A 20,274-nucleotide genomic window follows, 5' to 3' on the forward strand; every position below is an offset into this window, starting at 1 on the left:
CTAGACCTCACGGCGGCGAGCACACATCATTTCAGCTTCGCAAGCAATTTCCCCATCAACTTTAGCGACGCCTTTAAAGCGAGCAACACCACGACGTTCTTTAATGAATTCTACCTCTAGGATCATTTGATCCCCAGGTAAGACAGGACGTTTAAAGCGAGCACCGTCAATAGCAGCAAAATAGTAGAGTTCACCAGGTTCCAGCTTTCCTACACTTTTGAATGCTAAAATACCCGTTGCCTGTGCCATGGCTTCGAGGATCAGTACGCCCGGAAAAATTGGTTTTCCTGGAAAGTGACCTTGAAAGAAAGGCTCATTAAAAGATACATTTTTTACTGCTCTTAGAAATTTCTTTTCTTCAAAATCAAGGACACGATCAACCAATAAGAATGGGTAACGGTGTGGAAGTAAATCTAAAATTTCTTCGATTTGCAGAGTATGATTCTCACTCATTGCAATACTCTTCCTGTCTAATAAAACTGAGTCTAATTAATAATGACACGACCTGCTGTGACTCAAAAAGTGAGTTAACCCGCAGGTCGCAAAATGGGTAACATTCGTCAATGACGTATATTGTTACTTGTCGCTACTTTCTACTTGACGTTCAAGCGACTTGAGCCTTTTTTGCATTTCATCAATTCGCAACACAAGAGCTGCGGTTTTACGCCATGCTTTATTCGATTGCAGCGGAATTCCTGAAGAATAAACACCCGGCTCAGTGATAGGACGCATTACCATTCCCATACCTGTTACCGTGACTTTATCACAGATTTCCATGTGACCATTGATAACACTTGCTCCACCAATCATACAATAGCGGCCTATTTTCAGGCTGCCCGCCATGATGACACCACCAGCAACTGCGGTATTATCACCAATAATAACGTTATGTGCGATTTGGCACTGGTTATCAATGATAACACCATTACCGATAACTGTGTTATCTAATGCGCCTCGGTCGATTGTAGTACATGCACCGATTTCAACGCGATCACCAATCACTACTGAACCTAATTGTGGAATTTTGATCCAATTACCACGTTCATTAGCATAACCAAAACCATCTGAACCAATCACTGTACCTGACTGAACCAAACAATCTTTACCAATGATAACTTCATGATAAATAGATACATTTGCCCATAAACGGCTATTATCGCCAATATGTGCTTTTTTACCCACAAAACAACCGGCACCAATCACAACATTATCACCAAGGATAACATCAGATTCGATAACGGCATTTGCACCCACTGATACATTTTTTCCTAACTTAGCGTCAGGAGAAATAACAGCACTTGGATGGATATCCTGTGCTGGCTGCGGTGTTGTATCCATTATCTGTGCCATTTGAGCATAGGCAAGATACGGGTTTTTCACCACAAGTGCGGCAACGGGACAAAACGGAAGATCAGCTTCTGTTAATACAACAGCAGCAGCCTGACATTCACTTAATTTTTCACGATAGCGACTATCGGAAAGAAATGTAATTTGTTCGCTATTTGCTAGGCTCATTGAAGCAAGACCGGCGATAGTGATATCACCATCGCCGTGTAACTGTGCATTCAACTGCTGAGCAAGATCAGCTAATCGAATTGAAAACATCTATTATTTAACCTGTTTTTGAACCTGAGCAGTAATATCTTTACCATCTGCGAAATAAGGTACAGTGTTAGCATCAAGGATCACATCATAGCCTTCTTTCTTCGCTACTGCATCAACAGCGTCTAATACACGTTTCATGATTTTGTTACGTTCTTCAGCTTGACGACGGCTAAAGTCTTGCTCAAAAGCTTGTGCTTTTTGTGCATATGCTTCACGTTTAGCAACCAGATCTTTCTCTGTATTTGCACGTTGTGTTGCATTCATAGTTGGCGCGTCTTTTTGATATTTCTCAACAGCTGTCTGTAATGCTTTACCTAAGTTCTGCAATTCAGTGTCACGTGATTTGAATTCATTTTCCAATTGTTTCTCTACCGCATCACGGTTAGGAATTTGTTGGAGAACTTGACCGATGTTCACAACACCTACTTTATCTGCGGCTTGAACACCTGCTGACATGGTCAATGCCATTCCTAGGGCAGCGGCACATAACAATTTTTTCACGATTAAACTCCTTAAAACCAAAAATAATTTTTTGTCAGAAATCGGATGCCTTTTTCAGCATTGTGAATCAGGCATCAACTTTACTTACATCGCTACCACGTTCTACCAATATTAAACTGGAATTGCTCTGATTTATCGCCTTCGTAATCTTTTATTGGCTTAGCATAAGAGAATACTAACGGACCTAAAGGAGATAACCATTGTAACGCAACACCGGTTGAAACACGTATATCACTTGCACGGCTATAATCAGGCATACCTGCTGTCCAAGCTGAGTTAGTGCTACTCCACTTAGTATCCCACACCGTACCTGCATCAACAAACAGAGAGGTTCTAACTGAAGATGAGTATTTATCATCTACAAATGGCGTTGGAGTGATCAGCTCAAAACTTGCCACAGCCATTGCGTTACCACCGATAGCATCGCTAGATGGCTCACCTGGTTTTGGCTTACCATTTGCATCAAGATAAACCGCTTTAGGACCGATATTATTTGAACGGAAACCACGAACTGTACCCGAACCACCTGCATAGAAGTTTTCATAGAATGGTAATTCTTTACCACCTAAACCATCACCGTAGCCTAAACGACCTTTAAGTAAGGTTACCCAAGACTCTTTCTCATTAATTGGGTAATAGTACATACCGTCCCAAGTGACTTTATAGTACTTGTTGTCAGAGCCCGGTACAGTCACACGTCCACTTAAGTTACTTCTCGCACCTGATGTTGGGAAGAAACCTTTGTTTAAGTTATTAAATGTCCAACCCATACTGACAGTATAGTCATCAGCATTAAACGATTCACGTTTATCAAAGCCTGGATTTTCACCCATACTTTCTAGGTAACGCCACATTGCAACCTGCGGTTCCATACGTGACAGACCATTATGAGTATAGCCTAAGCCAAGACGTGCTGAGTTATATTCATTAATTGGGAAGCCTAATGTACCATCTACACCATAAGATTTATTGGTATAACCAGATAAATCAGCATCATTAGCGCGGAAGTCATTATAGAAAACTCGACCGCCTAAACTCACACCATTAACGGTAAAGTATGGGTCAGTCACAGATAATTCTGCGTAAGTTGAGTAATCATTTTTACTCGCGTTAATAGCAACTGCGTTACCTGTACCTAACCAGTTATCTTGAGTAACACCTACTTGGAAGCTCACGCCACTTTCAGTACCGAAACCGACACCAAAGTTAAGAGAGCCTGTGTTACGCTCTTTGACACGATAAACGATATCAACCTGATCAGGAGAACCTGGAATACGCTGAGTTTCTGTTTCAACCGTTTCGAAATAACCTAAACGATTTAAACGCTCTTTACCTTGTTCAACTAAATCGCTACCTAACCATGCACCTTCCATTTGACGCATTTCACGACGTAAAACAGAGTCTTTAGTGATGTCATTACCAGCGAAACGGACTTGACGAACATAGAAACGGTTTCCTGCATCTACGTTTACATGCAGTTTGACGGTTTTATTTTCATCATTAATTTCAGGGTTTGTCATAACGCGAGGATAAGCATATCCATAACGACCTAACAGATTTTTTATATCATTTTCTGTTTTAGTGACTTGCGCGCCATTATAAAGAGAGCCGGGTGCAATTTCGATAAGCTCTTCAATTTGTTTAGTGTAGCCCGCCGTATTACCATTGACTTCAGTATTTTCTACTGTGTATTTATCACCTTCTTTCAGGTTAATGGTAATGTAAATTCCTTTTTTGTCTGGCGTTAAACTGACATTCGTCGATTCAATATCAAAACGTGCATAACCACGATCAAGATAGAAGCTTCTTAATGTTTCTAAGTCACCAGCCAGTTTTTGCTTCTGATATTTTTCATCAGCCGCTAAGTTCCACCAAGGAACATCATCACGTAATTGGAAACGGTTAACGAGCTCAGCCGTAGAAAATGCTTTATTACCAACAATGTTGATTTGCTGAATAGTTGCTGAAACACCCTCTGCAAACACGAGTTTTAAGTCAACACGATTACGAGGAAGAGGTGTAACAACCACTTTTACAGTTGCATTATATTTACCAACACTATAATAGAAATCTTCAAGCCCTTTCTCGATATTCGCTAGCATTGTACGGTCAAGTGTTTCACCGATACGAATGTTAGAAGCATCAAGATTCTGTTTTAGCATCTCTTCCTTGATTGCTTTGTTACCAGAGAAAGTAATGCTGGCAATAGTTGGACGCTCTTTTACTTGAACAATCAGAGTATTTCCGTCACGCAGGACACGAACATCATCAAAGTTTCCTGTCGCAAATAATGAACGGATAGTTCGGCTGATATCATCATTACCGACCGAGTCTCCAACCCGGACAGGCATGTTCAGTAATGCTGCACCAACGGCGACGCGTTGAAGACCTTCAAATTGAATGTCCTGAACTACGAATCCGTCTGAACCGTATGCAGTGGCGCTGCCCAGCAGCAGCGACGCTATAAGCAACTTTTTCATCGCCATCGTTGTTTTGTGTTTTCCTAACCGGTCCCTGCTTACCAATTATAAGCGAGAGAAATCATTGAAAAGTGCAAGTCCCATTAAAAGCATCAGTGCCATAATACCAATACGATAACAGAAATCTTGTACACGCTCAGATACCGGCCCTCCCTTTATCTTCTCGATAACCAGGAAAAGCAGGTGCCCGCCATCTAGGACAGGCAGGGGAAACAAGTTAATGATCCCCAAATTGACACTGATAAGCGCCATAAACATCAAATAATAAACAAAACCAGAATCAGCAGACATTCCTGCGCCTTTCGCGATAGAAACAGGTCCACTAAGGTTAGTTAATTTGACGTCACCAACCACTAACTTGCCAATCATTTTGACAGTTAAACCCATCAACTGCCATGTTTTATCAGATGCTTCATAGAGCGCTGAAAATGGGTTGTATTGCTGCATTATCAAATATTGCTCATCAGGAGGTAATATTTGCAATTGCGCACCAACTTGCCCTACTTCAGTACCATCTTTCAGTGCAACAGCTGTCGGTGTAATATTCAACATCAACGACGAGCCGTTACGTTCAACAAGAAGCTCCAAGACTTTATTTGGACTTTGTCGAACAAAATAAGTAAATGGATGCCATGTATCAATTGGCTGACCGTCAACTTTAACGATACGATCCCCTGCCTGTAAACCCGCTTTTTCAGCAGCGGAGCCTTCCGTAACTTCAATAATCTTTGAGTCTAACCTTGCGCCAACAGGCATTATCCCTAGGGACAAGATAGGATCTTGTTTTTCAGGATCAAAATTCCATTGTTGTAAATTCAGTATATTCTCACTCTCAGAAAGAGAATTTAGATCTGAAACAACGAATGAAACCTCTTTGGCACCAATTTGACTAACTAACGCTAAACGAACTGCATTCTGATCAGGCGTTTCGATACCTGCAACGGATTTTAGTTCCATTCCAGGCGTTAATTTTGCTTGTTCTGCGATAGAATTAGGACGAATGTCTGCAATTATAGGTTTTAATGCAGGAACACCTATCATAAAAACTATCCAATAGGCGACTATCGCTAACAAAAAGTTGGCAATAGGTCCTGCGGCAACAACCGCAGCACGCTGACCAACTGTTTTATTATTAAATGCAAGATGACGGCGCTCAGGTGCAACCTCAGCGACTCTTTCATCTAACATTTTTACATAGCCACCCAAAGGTATCCATGCGATAACAAATTCAGTGCCATGTTTATCTATTTTGCGCCAAATTGCTTTTCCAAAACCAATAGAAAAACGCTCGACATAAATACCACAGCGCCTAGCTACCCAAAAATGCCCAAACTCATGTACCGTAATTAAAATACCTAAAACGATAATAAATGCGGCAAGATTCCACAGGATACCCATTACTTACCTTTATAGTTTAAAGCCAGAAGAAATCAGAAAGACCAATCCTGCAAAGACTGGGATAGCCGCAGTCAAACTATCAATTCTATCAAGCACACCACCATGTCCCGGTATCAATTGGCTACTGTCTTTAATGCCTGAAACACGTTTAAACATGCTTTCTGCTAGATCACCAAATACCGATACTATGACGACAACGCCAGATATTAATAACAAGTTATTGGGTACTTCAGTCACAGGTGCAAAATAAGTAAATAACCACGATGCAACACCTGCCGTAATCAACCCACCAACTAAGCCTTCGAGGGTTTTACCTGGGGATACTTTAGGCGCCATTTTATGTTTTCCCATTAAACGACCGAAAGCATAAGCACCAGAGTCAGCAGCCCAAACTAATAACATGACATACAGTAACCACCATGCGCCTGTATAAGTGTCAGTGTTATAACCCAACATACGCAGCGCCATCATGCCACAATAAAAGGGAACAATCGTCAATATACCGAACAATAGCTTAATAAAAACTGAATTTTTCCACATATTGGCTGAATTAGGATAACTTACAACTAATAAAATTGCTGCTACCCACCAAATTAAACCCGCCCACAAACCATTTTTTATCATTGGAGTATCTAGTAGGTGGTCAAAATTAGGTAAAGAAAATTGCATAACGAGTAACAATGCAGCAAAACCGATCCCTGTTGCAATACGTTTGCCTTGAGAATGCCAGCCAATAAATTGTGCCCATTCCCAACCCGCTAAGCCTGATATTGCGATAATCACTAATCCAAAACCTGCTGGAGGAAGTAGAAATAGTGCAGCAATAACAATAGGGATTAAAATTAATGCGGTGATGACACGATACTTAAGCAAGTTATCCTCCCAGATTTATAGTATCTGTTTCTGATGTAGTACCACCGAAACGTCTTTCCCGTTTAGCAAAAGCATCTAATGCATTCTGAAAAACTTGTTCATCAAAATCAGGCCATAAAACCTGTGTAAAATAAAGCTCAGCATAAGCAATCTGCCAAATAAGAAAATTACTTATGCGATGCTCACCACCTGTACGAATAACAAGATCGACTTCAGGCTGATTATGCAAGCAAAGATGTGAAGATATTGCATTTTCATTAATATCTTCGAGACTAATTTCCCCTTTTGCGAGGGATGTCGCTAATTGTTTTACGCTTTGAGTAATATCCCACCGACCGCCATAATTAGCCGCAATATTTAAATTAAGCCCTGTATTATTCGCAGTGAGTGCCTCAGAACTTTTAATTCGGTCCTGTAAACGACGGCTAAAACGGCTAATATCACCAATAACAGTTAATTTAACATTATGTTTATGCAGGCTCTTCACTTCGTTATCTAAAGCGAAAACGAATAACTCCATGAGAGAACTCACTTCCTGCTCTGGTCTATTCCAGTTTTCGCTACTAAATGCATATAACGTTAGTGATTCAATTTTGTGTTTTACGGAAAAGCTAACTGCATCCCGAACTGCTTTAATTCCCGCGCGATGCCCCGTTACTCGGAGCTTCCCTTGCTTTTTTGCCCAGCGTCCATTGCCATCCATAATGATAGCAACATGCTTTGGTTTTGATGCGGATGAATCATCACTGGATAAGTTCACTCAATTTAACCCTTTGCTAATCTGATACTGATACAGACAGTCCTCTTCGGATAACCTATGCACAAAAAAAAACCGTGTCACCCACGGCCCTTGGCAAAGCCTCAAAGTTGCTAAAGCAATAGCCTTAGTAATGAACTGTTAATTTTCATTATTGTCTTTAGTGATTCGGCAACTATACCATTAGCCAGAAAGACGAACAAACACCCTATATTAAATATAATCACCATTATACAAATTGGGTGATTATCTGATGAGTTTCTAATCTTGCTAATTTATCAATTTCTAGGACATCATTAATACTTTGAGGCTCTGATAAGTCAAAATGTTCAACAACTTTGCGATTAATTTTAGCAATATCAGTAAATTTCACTTTTTCGTGTAAAAATGCATCAACAACCACTTCATTAGCCGCATTTAACACTGTTGTTGCCGCTTGCCCACGTTTTGACGCTTCAATAGCAAGTGCTAAACAAGGGTAACGTTGATAATCTGGGCGAATAAACTCTAGAGATTGAATCTCAAAGAAATCTAATGCTTTTGCACCAGATTGAGTACGATGAGGATAAGCCATTGAGTACGCAATTGGTGTTCTCATATCGGGCTCACCAATTTGAGCAATAATACTGCCATCTCGATAGCGAACCATTGAATGAATGACAGATTGTGGATGAATAATAACTTCCATTTCTTCTTCAGAAGCATTAAAGAAGTAACGAGCTTCAATATACTCAAGCCCTTTATTCATCATCGTTGCAGAATCAACCGAAATTTTACGCCCCATAGACCAATTTGGATGCGCACACGCTTGATCTGGCGTCATTGCATCCAGCTCTTCTAATGGCGTATAGCGAAATGGCCCACCAGAGCCTGTTAACAAAATGCTTGTCACACCTTCATTCGCTAAAGATGCATGACCTAGGTTTTCTTGAATTGCTTTAGGTAAGCTTTGATAAATTGCATTATGTTCGCTATCAATGGGTAAAATTGTCGCACCATATTTAGCAACCGCATCAAAGAAAAGACGCCCACTCGTTATCAGTGATTCTTTATTCGCTAACAGAATTCTTTTGCCTTTTTCAATGGCTGCAAGTGTCGGTTTTAATCCTGCAACACCAGTTATAGCAGACATGACCTGATCAGCTTCATCAAGAGCTGCAATTTCATTGATCGCATGAGAGCCAGATAGAATTTCTGTTTTACAAGATGTATTAGCGAGTAACTGTTTAAGTTGATTTGCACTTTTTTCATCAGACATCACAGCGTATTTAGGCTGGAAAGCAAGGCACTGCTGTGCCATCTTGTCTGCATTTTTACCTGCGGCTAGAGCAAGGACCTGATACTCATCAGGATTATTTTCAATTACGGAAAGAGTGCTAGTTCCGATAGATCCTGTTGAGCCTAATATAGTTATTTGTTTCATTTATTAATCAATCAGTATGTCTACAACGTTTTAATTAAAGAGAATTATATCAGTATGGCAAGGTAAATGAGGATTAAAGATGAAAACTTTAATAAATAATGTGACAAAAGAAGGTATTAAGCACGAATTTTCAAATAAATAATTAAAAATAATGCCGCTAAAGAGCGGCATTATCGAAAAAAGATATAAAAATTAGAATTCCATTAACTCTGCTTCTTTCAGCGCTAATGCATCATCAATTTTTTTAATGAACATGTCAGTTAACTTCTGAATGTCATCTTGTGAACGGCGTTCATCATCTTCGCTGATTTCTTTATCTTTCAGTAATGCTTTTATTTTATCGTTAGCATCACGACGGATATTACGAACAGAAACGCGACCTTGTTCTGCATCACCACGAACAACTTTGATTAAGTCTTTACGACGTTCTTCAGTTAACGGAGGCAGTGGAACACGGATAATGGTGCCAGCAGATGAAGGATTTAAACCTAAATCTGATGCCATAATCGCTTTTTCAACAGCTGGTGCTAAAGTACGGTCGAATACAGTGATTGCCAGTGTACGGCCATCTTCTGCGACAACGTTAGCAACTTGGTTTAATGGCGTTGGTGCTCCGTAGTATTCAACTACAATGCCATCTAAAAGGCTAGGAGACGCACGACCAGTACGAACTTTATTAATCTGGCTTTTTAGTGCTTCAACGCTTTTATCCATGCGTTCTTGAGCATCTTTTTTGATTTCATTAATCACGTTATAAACCCTTGGGAACTGGTTATCTTCCAGTCGATATGAAATCATATCGACATAAATAAATTGGCGTACTCTAGATGTTAACGCCAAATTATACCGTTGTCTCTGTGTATTAAGCGTGAGAAATCAAAGTTCCTTCACTTTCACCCATTACAACCCGACGTAATGCACCCGGTTTATTCATATTGAATACGCGGATAGGTAAATTATGATCTCGGGCTAATGTGAATGCAGCAAGATCCATGACTTTCAATTCACGTTCTAATACATCCTGATAAGTCAGTGTTTCATAAAGTACTGCATCAGGATCTTTGGTTGGATCGGCAGAATAAACGCCGTCCACTTTCGTTGCTTTTAATACAACGTCAGCTTCAATTTCAATACCGCGTAAACACGCAGCTGAATCGGTAGTAAAGAATGGGTTACCTGTACCAGCCGAGAAAATAACGACTCGACCGTGGCGTAATAAGCTAATTGCTTCTGCCCAACTGTAGTTATCGCAGACACCATTCAGTGGAAATGCAGACATAAGGCGTGCGTTTACATAAGCACGGTGCAATGAATCACGCATTGCTAAACCATTCATTACTGTCGCGAGCATTCCCATGTGGTCACCCACAACACGGTTCATACCTGCCGCAGCAAGACCCGCGCCACGGAACAAGTTACCACCGCCAATTACGACACCGACTTGTATACCTAATTCAACGAGTTCTTTGATTTCCTGAGCCATGCGATCAAGTACGCTCGCATCGATACCGAAACCTTCTGCGCCTTGCAGGGCTTCGCCACTCAGCTTTAATAAAATTCGCTGATATACAGGTTTTGCATTGGTAGCCATGGTGTTCTGTCCTAAGCAGATTAGTTAATTGGAGGTTTTAGATAGCTTCTCTTTTTAACAAAAAAAAGCAAACAGCCAGTGGAGATTACAACAAAACAGAACCGCCATTAGGCGGTTCTGTTAACGCTAAGCGTTATTATTTGCTCATTGCAGCAACTTCAGCTGCGAAATCAGCTTCAACTTTCTCAATACCTTCACCAACTTCGAAACGAACGAAGTTGATAACATCAGCATTGTTTTCTTTCAGCAGTTCACCAACAGTTTTGCTTGGATCCATTACGAAATGCTGACCAGTCAGAGAAATCTCACCGGTGAATTTGTTCATGCGACCGATAACCATTTTTTCTGCGATTTCGCGTGGTTTACCTGATTGCATTGCAATATCCATCTGAATTTGGTGCTCATGTTCAACAACATCAGCAGGAACATCTTCAGGACGAACATATTCTGGTTTGCTTGCAGCAACGTGCATAGCAATGTGTTTGATCAGTTCTTCGTTAGCGCCTTTAGCTGAAACTAAAACACCGATGCGAGCACCGTGTAGGTAAGTACCTAATTCGTCAGCTTCTAATACAGCAACACGACGAATGTTGATATTTTCACCGATTTTAGCAACTAATGCAGTACGTGCTTCTTCGAATTTAGCTTTCAGAGCATCGATATCATCAGTCTTGTCTGCTAATACAGCAGCCATAACTTCTTTACCGAAAGCGATGAAACCAGCATCTTTAGCAACGAAGTCTGTTTCACAGTTCAGCTCAACCAGCGCACCGAATTTACCATCAGCAGCAACTTCTGCAAGGATGATACCTTCAGCAGCAACACGGCCTGCTTTTTTAGCAGCTTTAGCTTGACCTGATTTACGCATGTTGTCGATTGCTAATTCGATATCACCATTAGCTTCAACTAGCGCTTTTTTACATTCCATCATGCCTGCGCCAGTACGTTCACGCAGTTCTTTTACCAATGCAGCGGTAATTCCAGACATTTGTTTCTTCCTCGACTTTTCTATGGACTAGCCATAGATGTTCTCATAGCAGATGTGTAAAGGGGGCCTATTGAGGCCCCCTAACCAATATATAGCAATACCTGGTTAAATAAGGGCTCTTACGAGCATGCCTTATTATTCAGCTTCGACTAAGCCTTCTTCAGCCTGAACAGCCAGATCTTGAGAACGACCTTCACGAACAGCTGTAGCTGCAGCGGTCAGATATAATTTAACCGCACGGATTGCATCGTCATTACCAGGGATAATGAAGTCGATACCATCTGGATCAGAGTTAGTATCAACGATAGCAAATACTGGAATACCCAGGTTGTTTGCTTCTTTGATAGCAATGTGTTCGTGTTCAGCATCGATAACAAACAGAGCGTCAGGTAAACCGCCCATGTCTTTGATACCACCCAGGCTGTTTTCTAACTTACCAAGTTCACGAGAACGCATTAACGCTTCTTTCTTGGTCAGTTTGTCAAAAGTACCGTCCTGAGATTGTGATTCTAAATCTTTCAGGCGTTTGATTGACTGACGAACAGTTTTCCAGTTAGTCAGCATACCGCCTAACCAGCGGTGGTTTACATAAAACTGGTCACAGCTTTCTGCTGCTTCTTTAACAGCTTCAACGGCAGAGCGCTTAGTACCAACAAACAGGATTTTGCCTTTACGAGAAGCAATTTTGTTCAGTTCAACCAGAGCTTCATTGAACATTGGAACAGTTTTTTCCAAGTTAATGATATGAACTTTGTTACGCGCACCAAAGATGAATGGTTTCATTTTTGGATTCCAGTAACGAGTTTGGTGACCGAAGTGAACACCAGCTTGCAGCATATCGCGCATTGAAACAGTTGCCATTTTAGACCTCTATAAATTTAAATTTGGGGTTATTTCGTCCACAAATCCCATACGACCGACTCATCAGCTGTAAAGGTTTGGCCTTTACATAAGAGCACCCCGGCGTTATGTGCCGATTTGTGTGTGTAATTAACACAATTGAATGTTTCAGATTTACGGCTATTACTCACAGTGTGATGCAATAACAGAACTCCGGCGCGCTTTATACCATAAATAACCTCAAGAAACCACTATTACTTGCGTTTACCACGGGCTTATTTGACATAAAAACACATCATTTGAACAAAGAAAAAAGCGAGACTAACGCAATGATGAGAAATATTGCTCTAATATCAATTTGCTAGAAAAACACAAAATAGAAAAGCGCAATATGTAAAGACAATCAGATTAAGAAGGCGTAATGTTCGTCATTATTCTCGATATCAGACAGATTGCACATATCCTCTTTATTGGCACGCCTACTTTCTGCTGATATTATAAATGGTAATCAGAATTATTTCTCATCATCATTCATTTAACCTGCAATACAAAATATGAATACAACAAAGTGTGTTATCTAATTCGTATTGTGGCTTTTAATCTAGACGAAGAACTCAAATGGCTATTGTAATCAAGACAGAAGAAGATATTCAAAAAATGCGCGTCGCAGGTCGTCTTGCGGCAGAAGTTCTTGAAATTATCGCACCGTTCGTAAAACCTGGCGTAAACACCGCTGAATTAGACCGTATTTGCCATGAACATATTGTTAACGCACAACAGGCTATTCCTGCTTGTCTTAACTATCATGGTTTCCCTAAATCAGTCTGTATTTCGGTTAACGATGTTATTTGCCACGGTATTCCTAGCGAAGAGAAAATCCTTAAAGATGGTGATATCGTTAATATTGATGTCACTGTCATTAAAGATGGTTTTCATGGCGATACTTCAAAAATGTTTATCGTAGGTAAACCAACAATACAAGGTGAACGTTTATGTCGTATCACCCAAGAAAGCCTCTACCTTGCCATTAAAATGGTTAAACCAGGCATTCGCTTACGTGAACTTGGCAAAGCAATTCAAAAATTTGTTGAAAGTCATGACTATTCTGTTGTTCGCGAATATTGTGGTCATGGTATTGGTGAAGGATTCCATGAAGAACCTCAAGTTCTACACTACGATGCAGATGATAGCGGTGTTGTGCTACAAAAAGGCATGGCATTCACCATTGAGCCAATGGTAAACACAGGTGATTACCGTATTCGTACAATGAAAGATGGCTGGACTGTTAAAACTAAAGACAGAGGTTGGTCAGCACAATACGAACATACGTTAGTCGTTACCGATAATGGCTGTGAAATCATGACATTACGCAAAGAAGAAGAACCGTTTATTTCTGCGGTATTAGTCAACGAATAAGCTTCTTTTTAGCTAAAAATGTAAAAGCGACATATTTTTTCGAGATGTGTCGCTTTTTTTATTTTATTTGCTATGAAACAGCAGAATTACTAGTCAGGTTATCGTTTTAACATTAGTCTTAATGTCATAAGCAAACATTGAGAAAGAAGACGAACAATGACTCATAAAAACGCATTTCAAACACCGCCCCCTTCCCCTTTTTTGCTGACAGAAAATACCCTAAATTGTGCTGAGCTTAAGCAATCAATCGAACAATTTCAGTCTTGGTTAACAGAGGCTTTTCACCATGATGTTGATGTCGCTTTATTACTTCAAGCCCGTAGCCATTTCATTGATCAACTATTAACACAATTATGGCGCTATACACAATTATCCGATTATCCAGACCTTAGTATCATTGCGGTCGGTGGTTATGGCAGACAAGAATTACATCCACTTTCTGATATTGACCTTCTCTTTTTAAGTGAAACACCTTTATCACCAGAAGCAGAAGATAAAGTCAGCAAACTCATTACATTACTGTGGGATGTACGCCTTGAAATTGGTGCCAGTGTTAGAACAATGGAAGAATGTCTTTTAGAAGGTCTTTCAGACTTAACGGTTGCAACAAACTTACTAGAAGCACGTCTTATTTGTGGGAATAATTCACTTTATCAGCAATTAATTAACCATATTTTTAGCCAAGGATTTTGGCCATCACCTGATTTTTTTGCTGCAAAAGTTGAAGAACAAAAACAGAGACATCAACGATACCATAGCACTAGTTATAATCTAGAGCCTGATATCAAAAGTAGCCCTGGTGGACTACGCGATATCCACACTCTAATTTGGGTAGCACATCGCCATTTTGGTGCTGCCTCAGTATCTGAAATGGTGAATTTTGGTTTTTTAACGCCAGCGGAAGGACAAGAGCTATTAGAGTGCCAATACACGCTATGGAAAATTCGCTTTGCTCTCCATCTTGTGCTTTCTCGCTATGACAATCGTCTATTGTTTGATAGACAACTCAATGTTGCTCAACTTTTAAATTATGAAGGTGAAGGCAATCAGCCCGTTGAAAAAATGATGAAGGATTATTATCGCGTAACTCGTCGTGTCAGTGAGTTAAATGATATGTTACTTCAATTATTTGATGAAGCCATTCTTGCTCTGCAACCTAATGTAAAACCGCGACCTTTAGATAATGAATTTCAACTAAGAGGCTCATTAATTGATGTCGTTGATGACAGTTGCTTCCTTGATGATCCTATCGCTATTATGCGCCTCTTTTTACGTATGGCTGAGCATAAAGAGATCACCGGAATTTATTCAACAACACTCCGCCATTTACGTTACGCTCGTCGGCACCTAGTTCAGCCGTTATGTGAGTACCCACTCGCACGTCAAGTTTTTATGCAGATCTTGCGCCATCCTCGTGCAGTTTCTGGTGCTTTCGTTCCCATGCATAAACACAGTGTATTAGCGGCTTATTTCCCTCAATGGAATAATATTGTGGGTCAGATGCAGTTTGATTTATTCCATGCCTATACCGTTGATGAACATACAATTCGTGTTTTACAAAAACTTGAAAGTTTTGATTCTTATGAAAACCACGAACAACATCCGCTTTGTGTTGATATTTATCCAAAACTTCCTCAACTTGAATTATTACGTTTAGCTGCACTTTTTCATGATATTGCCAAAGGTCGCCATGGTGATCACTCCGTATTAGGAGCCCAAGATGTTGCCCATTTTGCTCAGCAGCATGGTTTAAATCAAAGAGAATCGGCATTAGTTGAATGGCTTGTTAGTCATCACTTACTTATGTCTGTTACAGCGCAGCGACGTGATATTCAAGATCCTGACATTATTTTTCAGTTTGCATCAGAAGTAAAAAATGAAAGCCGATTACGTTATCTTTTGTGCTTAACAGTTGCGGATATCTGCGCAACCAATAGCAGCCTATGGAATAGCTGGAAACAGAGCCTATTACGTGAACTTTTTTTATCAACAGAAAATCAGCTACGCCAAGGTATGCACTCTATTCCCGATTTACGTGAACGTATTCGCCATCATCGTTTGCAAGCACTAACTATTTTACGAATGGAACAGGTTGATGAAGATAAATTGCAGGCAATTTGGGGACGTTGCCATGCCGACTATTTTTTACGGCATACACCAGAACAAATTGCATGGCATGCACTTGCATTAATTGAGCATAATAGCGCTGAACCTATGGTACTAATCAGCCAACAAACTGAACATGGTGGTACTGAAATCTTTATTTGGTGTGCTGATAGGCCTTCCCTTTTTGCATCTGTTGCAGGTGAATTAGATAGACGTAATTTAAGTATCCATAATGCTCAAATTTTTACTAACCGCGATAATATGGCTATGGATACTTTTATTGTGTTAGAGCCTAATGGTAAACCTCTAGCAATTGATAGATATAATGCAATCCGCAACGCTCTGATCCAAGTTGTATCTGCCCCTTATAACGCCAATGCAAAAGCACGCTCATTACCCGCCAAATTACGCCATTTTGACGTTCCGACAAAAATTAACTTTATCGCTTCGAATCATAACAAGCGCACTTATATGGAACTATTTGCACGAGATCGTCCGGGATTATTAGCAATTATTGGTAAAGTGTTTGCTGATCTTTCACTTTCATTACATGGTGCCAGAATAACCACAATAGGCGAACGTGTTGAGGATTTCTTCGTATTAACCGATAGCGAAAATAAGGCATTAAACCAAAAAATGAAGGATGAAGTCGTAGAAAGGTTGACAAAAGCCCTAGTTTCAAAGGATAAAATATAGGAACCCACGACAATACATATAGGAAATACTATTAATGCAAGCATTACAATCTATTATTGATAACGCCTTCGAACATCGTGCTGATATCACTCCAAACAACGTTGAGCCTCATATTCGTGATGCCATTAATAGCGTTATTGCACTGCTAGACAGCGGGAAACTGCGTGTCGCGGAAAAAATTGACGGTCAGTGGGTGACTCATCAATGGTTGAAAAAAGCGGTTCTGCTCTCTTTTCGTATTAATCACAATCAAGTGATAGATGGCAATGAAAGTCGCTATTTTGACAAAGTACCTATGAAATTTACTGATTATGATCAAGCACGTTTTGAAAAAGAAGGTTTTCGTGTTGTTCCTCCCGCAGCAGTTAGACAAGGGGCTTACATCGCTCGCAACACTGTTCTAATGCCATCTTACGTCAACATTGGTGCTTACGTTGATGAAGGTAGCATGGTTGATACATGGGCAACCGTAGGTTCATGTGCTCAAATCGGGAAAAATGTTCATCTCTCTGGTGGCGTTGGCATTGGTGGTGTTTTAGAGCCACTACAAGCAAACCCAACCATTATTGAAGATAACTGCTTTATTGGCGCGCGTTCTGAAATTGTTGAAGGCGTTATTGTCGAAGAAGGCGCAGTTATTTCAATGGGCGTTTATATTGGTCAAAGTACCAAAATTTATGACAGAGAAACGGGTGAAGTTCATTACGGTCGAGTCCCTGCTGGCTCTGTTGTTGTCTCTGGTAATTTACCGTCTAAAGATGGAAGTTACAGCCTTTACTGCGCCGTAATTGTGAAAAAAGTTGACGCTAAAACGCGTGGAAAAGTAGGCATTAATGAATTGTTAAGAACTATCGACTAATATAAGAACAGCGGATAGAATTAATTCTGTTCGCTATTCTTTCACTCATCTTTCTATCAGGTGCCAATATATGTACGATAATTTAAAAAATTTAGGGATCCCGCATCCTGAAGATATTGACCGCTATACTCTACGCCAAGAAGCTAACAACGATATTTTAAAAATCTATTTTCGCAAAGATAAAGGTGAATTCTTTGCAAAAAGCGTAAAATTTAAATATCCACGCCAACGTAAAACAATTTCTGATGGTCAATCAGGACAAGGTTTTAAAGAAGTAAATGAAATCAATACTAATTTACGTTATGTTATTGAAGAATTAGATCAAATTTGCCAACAAGACCAAGTAGAAGTCGATTTAAAACATAAAATTCTGGACGACTTGCGCCATCTTGAGCACGTTGTAGCAAATAAAATTGCTGAAATCGAAGCTGATTTAGAAAAACTGACTCGTCGTTAATAACAAGGCATTTTAGTTGTTATGTATGTCAGTTTTATAGAAAAACACCGCTTAGTTACTGTATAAAATAGAAACAAGCGGTGTTTTAAAATACAGAATATGGCTCATTATTTTATTAACCAATTAAATATCAGATTATTTTCTACTTAATTTAATAGGCTAACCCAGTTTTCAAGCCACTCGATTGCAAATACTTCTGGCTCTGCGACATCCATACCGTCTATTTTTAATATTTCACCAATACGCTTTGCTTGGTGCTCTTGTAGCAACTCATCAAATTGCATCCCGGCACCACAAAAATAGTCATAGCTACTATCACCTAAGGCAATCAAGCCATAACTTAGGTTTGGCTGATATCCTACATTATCACGTAGTTCATGAAATAGAGGTGCGATGGTATCAGGTAAATCACCTTGCCCTGTACTTGACGTTATCACAAGTACTGTTGAATATTTTTCCCAATCTGCAAGTGTACCTTCTTCATAAACATTAGCTTGATGATTATGCTCAAGTAAAATACGCTGCGCCTCTTCAGCAACTGCTAATGCATTACCATAAACTGTACCCACAAAAATGCCGATTTTAGCCATAATATTTAGCCCACTTAATATTGTTTGATAATTCATCAACTAAACATCAAACATATAATATTGTCAATTCATTCTCAATGAGAATAAATTCACTCATCCTTTTTAAAAAGAGACTGTTTAAAATTATTCCACTTATTCTTTTCTCCATATAAATAGCCTAATAAACTTTCAGGGTACGTTATTTTAGATAACTTTGATGTAATTATTAAGATAATATCATTAATAGAAAAATATTTATTTACTTCTTCTTTATAAAGTTCAAGATAAGATGATATTTTATTAACCTCACTCTTATAATCAATTAATAAACTCACAGATTCATTATGTCTTTTAGGAAAAAAGAATTTATATACTTTAGAAAAAAAACCTGTTTCCTTTCTTTTTATACACTCATCTAATAATGATAAGCACTCATTTGTTTTTGTTGTAATTTCATTAATCGAACTGCAAGAACTATTTTTAATTGCTATATTGGAAACTTTATTTTTTATTTTCTTTTCATAATCATTATAAGCATTGGAGAAAGACTCCAGCGACTTTAATTCAATCGCTAAGGAATCTGTATTAGATTCCACCTTTCTCGTCATTTCTAATAACTTATTAATCTCGATTTTTTCTAATTTTTTTCTCTAAAGAAATTAATATAATCTTGATAAAAAACATCAAGCAATCTATGTGTTTCATTAAATTCCCTATAAGTACCCAAGCATTTTACTATATATTCCCCATCATCTTTTTCATTGAAATTTTTATAAAAATTATCAAATAAACCATCATTCTTAATAAAATTAAAGGTATTATTAGCATTATTAAGACTTACACATTTATGATATTTATTGAGTACATTATATAATTCATTAATATTTTTATTAAGAAAATTAAATGATATTTCAAATTTAGTAAGCTCAGATTTAATATTTTCTTCATTCAATGGATTATTAACTTTATTAAGATGAGTTTCAATATTATTGTCATCTTCATTTTTTATTTTAACTTCATTTTCTAATTTAACTTGATTATTAGCAGCTTCTACATTACCTAACTTAACAAATATATATTTTTTCTTATCTACTATAAAAGGTAGGTTACATCCAGGATTTAATTCTATTGTTTTATTTTCTATCTCTTTAATTAACTTACTAATAGATTTTCTCTTAAATCCACACAAAAAAACCTTCTCAAAAAATAAATTAATAGCTGGATTATTATCTTTATTAAGAATTTTATCTTTCAGAGAAGAGAAGCCTGTTTCACTAATTATATTATCAATAAATTTTTGTACAGTATCTAATGAGTTAAGGTTTATAACTTTAAGACAATTAATATTTTCTCTATCTAAAAAAACACCACCGCATTTATTATTAGCTTTATTAATTTTATCTAAATGATGAGGAGCATCTTTTATATACTGATTAATTAAATTAGTTAATTCACTTTTTATTTCAGTGAAAAAATTCTTATCAATATAAATGTTATTACTTTTATGTTTTAAAACAAAAAAACTATCATTAGGTAATGAGTTTGAACAATTAGCTATTTTTTCAGATAGTAAAAATACTACATTTTCTCTTTTATCATTTACAGGTAAAACATTTGCTAACTTATTGAAATATAATTCCATTATTATTACTCACATTCAATTATAATATTACAATCATAATACTATTGAATAGCAGATAATAATTTCAAAAAAG

General features: G+C 38.4%; 19 protein-coding genes. 4 read left to right on the forward strand and 15 right to left on the reverse strand.

Going from position 1 to position 20,274, the window contains the following annotated elements:
• From fabZ to rpsB, 12 genes are all read right to left on the reverse strand, one after another.
• Positions 1 to 453 (reverse strand): 3-hydroxyacyl-ACP dehydratase FabZ, encoded by a 453-nt coding sequence (gene fabZ / locus ACWPWK_RS06090; protein WP_006535887.1) that lies wholly within the window; start codon positions 451 to 453, stop codon positions 1 to 3.
• A 123-nt stretch (positions 454 to 576) separates the two neighbouring features.
• Positions 577 to 1,605 (reverse strand): UDP-3-O-(3-hydroxymyristoyl)glucosamine N-acyltransferase, encoded by a 1,029-nt coding sequence (lpxD, locus tag ACWPWK_RS06095; RefSeq protein WP_109373121.1) that lies wholly within the window; start codon positions 1,603 to 1,605, stop codon positions 577 to 579.
• 3 nt (positions 1,606 to 1,608) lie between these two features.
• Positions 1,609 to 2,106, reverse strand: a complete 498-nt coding sequence (locus tag ACWPWK_RS06100; protein ID WP_036934019.1) for an OmpH family outer membrane protein — start codon at positions 2,104 to 2,106, stop codon at positions 1,609 to 1,611.
• A 92-nt stretch (positions 2,107 to 2,198) separates the two neighbouring features.
• Positions 2,199 to 4,592 carry an outer membrane protein assembly factor BamA gene (bamA, locus tag ACWPWK_RS06105; protein ID WP_109373120.1) on the reverse strand — a complete coding sequence of 798 codons (2,394 nt, stop codon included), beginning with the start codon at positions 4,590 to 4,592 and terminating at the stop codon, positions 2,199 to 2,201.
• Between the two features lie 39 nt (positions 4,593 to 4,631).
• Positions 4,632 to 5,984 carry a sigma E protease regulator RseP gene (gene rseP, locus ACWPWK_RS06110; protein WP_109373119.1) on the reverse strand — a complete coding sequence of 451 codons (1,353 nt, stop codon included), beginning with the start codon at positions 5,982 to 5,984 and terminating at the stop codon, positions 4,632 to 4,634.
• 9 nt (positions 5,985 to 5,993) lie between these two features.
• Entirely contained in the window at positions 5,994 to 6,857 is an 864-nt protein-coding gene (gene cdsA, locus ACWPWK_RS06115; RefSeq protein WP_109373118.1) for a phosphatidate cytidylyltransferase, read from the reverse strand.
• A 1-nt stretch (position 6,858) separates the two neighbouring features.
• Positions 6,859 to 7,560, reverse strand: a complete 702-nt coding sequence (gene uppS / locus ACWPWK_RS06120) for a polyprenyl diphosphate synthase (protein WP_232797595.1) — start codon at positions 7,558 to 7,560, stop codon at positions 6,859 to 6,861.
• Between the two features lie 283 nt (positions 7,561 to 7,843).
• Positions 7,844 to 9,037: a 1-deoxy-D-xylulose-5-phosphate reductoisomerase gene (gene ispC, locus ACWPWK_RS06125; RefSeq protein WP_100158755.1), complete on the reverse strand. Its 1,194-nt coding sequence runs from the start codon at positions 9,035 to 9,037 to the stop codon at positions 7,844 to 7,846.
• Between the two features lie 192 nt (positions 9,038 to 9,229).
• Positions 9,230 to 9,787 (reverse strand): ribosome recycling factor, encoded by a 558-nt coding sequence (frr, locus tag ACWPWK_RS06130; protein ID WP_109373116.1) that lies wholly within the window; start codon positions 9,785 to 9,787, stop codon positions 9,230 to 9,232.
• A 112-nt stretch (positions 9,788 to 9,899) separates the two neighbouring features.
• Entirely contained in the window at positions 9,900 to 10,628 is a 729-nt protein-coding gene (gene pyrH / locus ACWPWK_RS06135; protein ID WP_023582710.1) for a UMP kinase, read from the reverse strand.
• 136 nt (positions 10,629 to 10,764) lie between these two features.
• Positions 10,765 to 11,616 carry a translation elongation factor Ts gene (gene tsf, locus ACWPWK_RS06140; RefSeq protein WP_109373115.1) on the reverse strand — a complete coding sequence of 284 codons (852 nt, stop codon included), beginning with the start codon at positions 11,614 to 11,616 and terminating at the stop codon, positions 10,765 to 10,767.
• A gap of 135 nt (positions 11,617 to 11,751) precedes the next feature.
• On the reverse strand, positions 11,752 to 12,477 hold the full coding sequence (gene rpsB / locus ACWPWK_RS06145; protein ID WP_023582712.1) for a 30S ribosomal protein S2: 726 nt from the start codon (positions 12,475 to 12,477) through the stop codon (positions 11,752 to 11,754).
• Between the two features lie 597 nt (positions 12,478 to 13,074).
• Between rpsB and map the strand changes: the two genes are divergently transcribed.
• From map to ACWPWK_RS06165, 4 genes are all read left to right on the forward strand, one after another.
• Positions 13,075 to 13,872 carry a type I methionyl aminopeptidase gene (map, locus tag ACWPWK_RS06150; protein ID WP_109373114.1) on the forward strand — a complete coding sequence of 266 codons (798 nt, stop codon included), beginning with the start codon at positions 13,075 to 13,077 and terminating at the stop codon, positions 13,870 to 13,872.
• 156 nt (positions 13,873 to 14,028) lie between these two features.
• Positions 14,029 to 16,674 carry a bifunctional uridylyltransferase/uridylyl-removing protein GlnD gene (gene glnD, locus ACWPWK_RS06155; protein WP_109373113.1) on the forward strand — a complete coding sequence of 882 codons (2,646 nt, stop codon included), beginning with the start codon at positions 14,029 to 14,031 and terminating at the stop codon, positions 16,672 to 16,674.
• Positions 16,675 to 16,708: 34 nt separating this feature from the next.
• Entirely contained in the window at positions 16,709 to 17,533 is an 825-nt protein-coding gene (gene dapD / locus ACWPWK_RS06160) for a 2,3,4,5-tetrahydropyridine-2,6-dicarboxylate N-succinyltransferase (protein WP_109373112.1), read from the forward strand.
• 70 nt (positions 17,534 to 17,603) lie between these two features.
• Positions 17,604 to 17,990, forward strand: a complete 387-nt coding sequence (locus ACWPWK_RS06165) for a DUF3461 family protein (RefSeq protein ID WP_006535910.1) — start codon at positions 17,604 to 17,606, stop codon at positions 17,988 to 17,990.
• Between the two features lie 146 nt (positions 17,991 to 18,136).
• Here the strand turns inward: ACWPWK_RS06165 and ACWPWK_RS06170 are convergent, their stop codons facing one another.
• From ACWPWK_RS06170 to ACWPWK_RS06180, 3 genes are all read right to left on the reverse strand, one after another.
• Complete coding sequence (locus ACWPWK_RS06170; RefSeq protein ID WP_109373141.1) at positions 18,137 to 18,580, reverse strand: flavodoxin; 444 nt, start codon at positions 18,578 to 18,580, stop codon at positions 18,137 to 18,139.
• An 89-nt stretch (positions 18,581 to 18,669) separates the two neighbouring features.
• On the reverse strand, positions 18,670 to 19,155 hold the full coding sequence (locus ACWPWK_RS06175; RefSeq protein WP_162558377.1) for a hypothetical protein: 486 nt from the start codon (positions 19,153 to 19,155) through the stop codon (positions 18,670 to 18,672).
• Between the two features lie 41 nt (positions 19,156 to 19,196).
• On the reverse strand, positions 19,197 to 20,201 hold the full coding sequence (locus ACWPWK_RS06180) for a hypothetical protein (RefSeq protein WP_109373110.1): 1,005 nt from the start codon (positions 20,199 to 20,201) through the stop codon (positions 19,197 to 19,199).
• Positions 20,202 to 20,274: the final 73 nt, after the last annotated feature.

It is taken from the genome of Proteus sp. Marseille-Q3619, assembly GCF_965283115.1.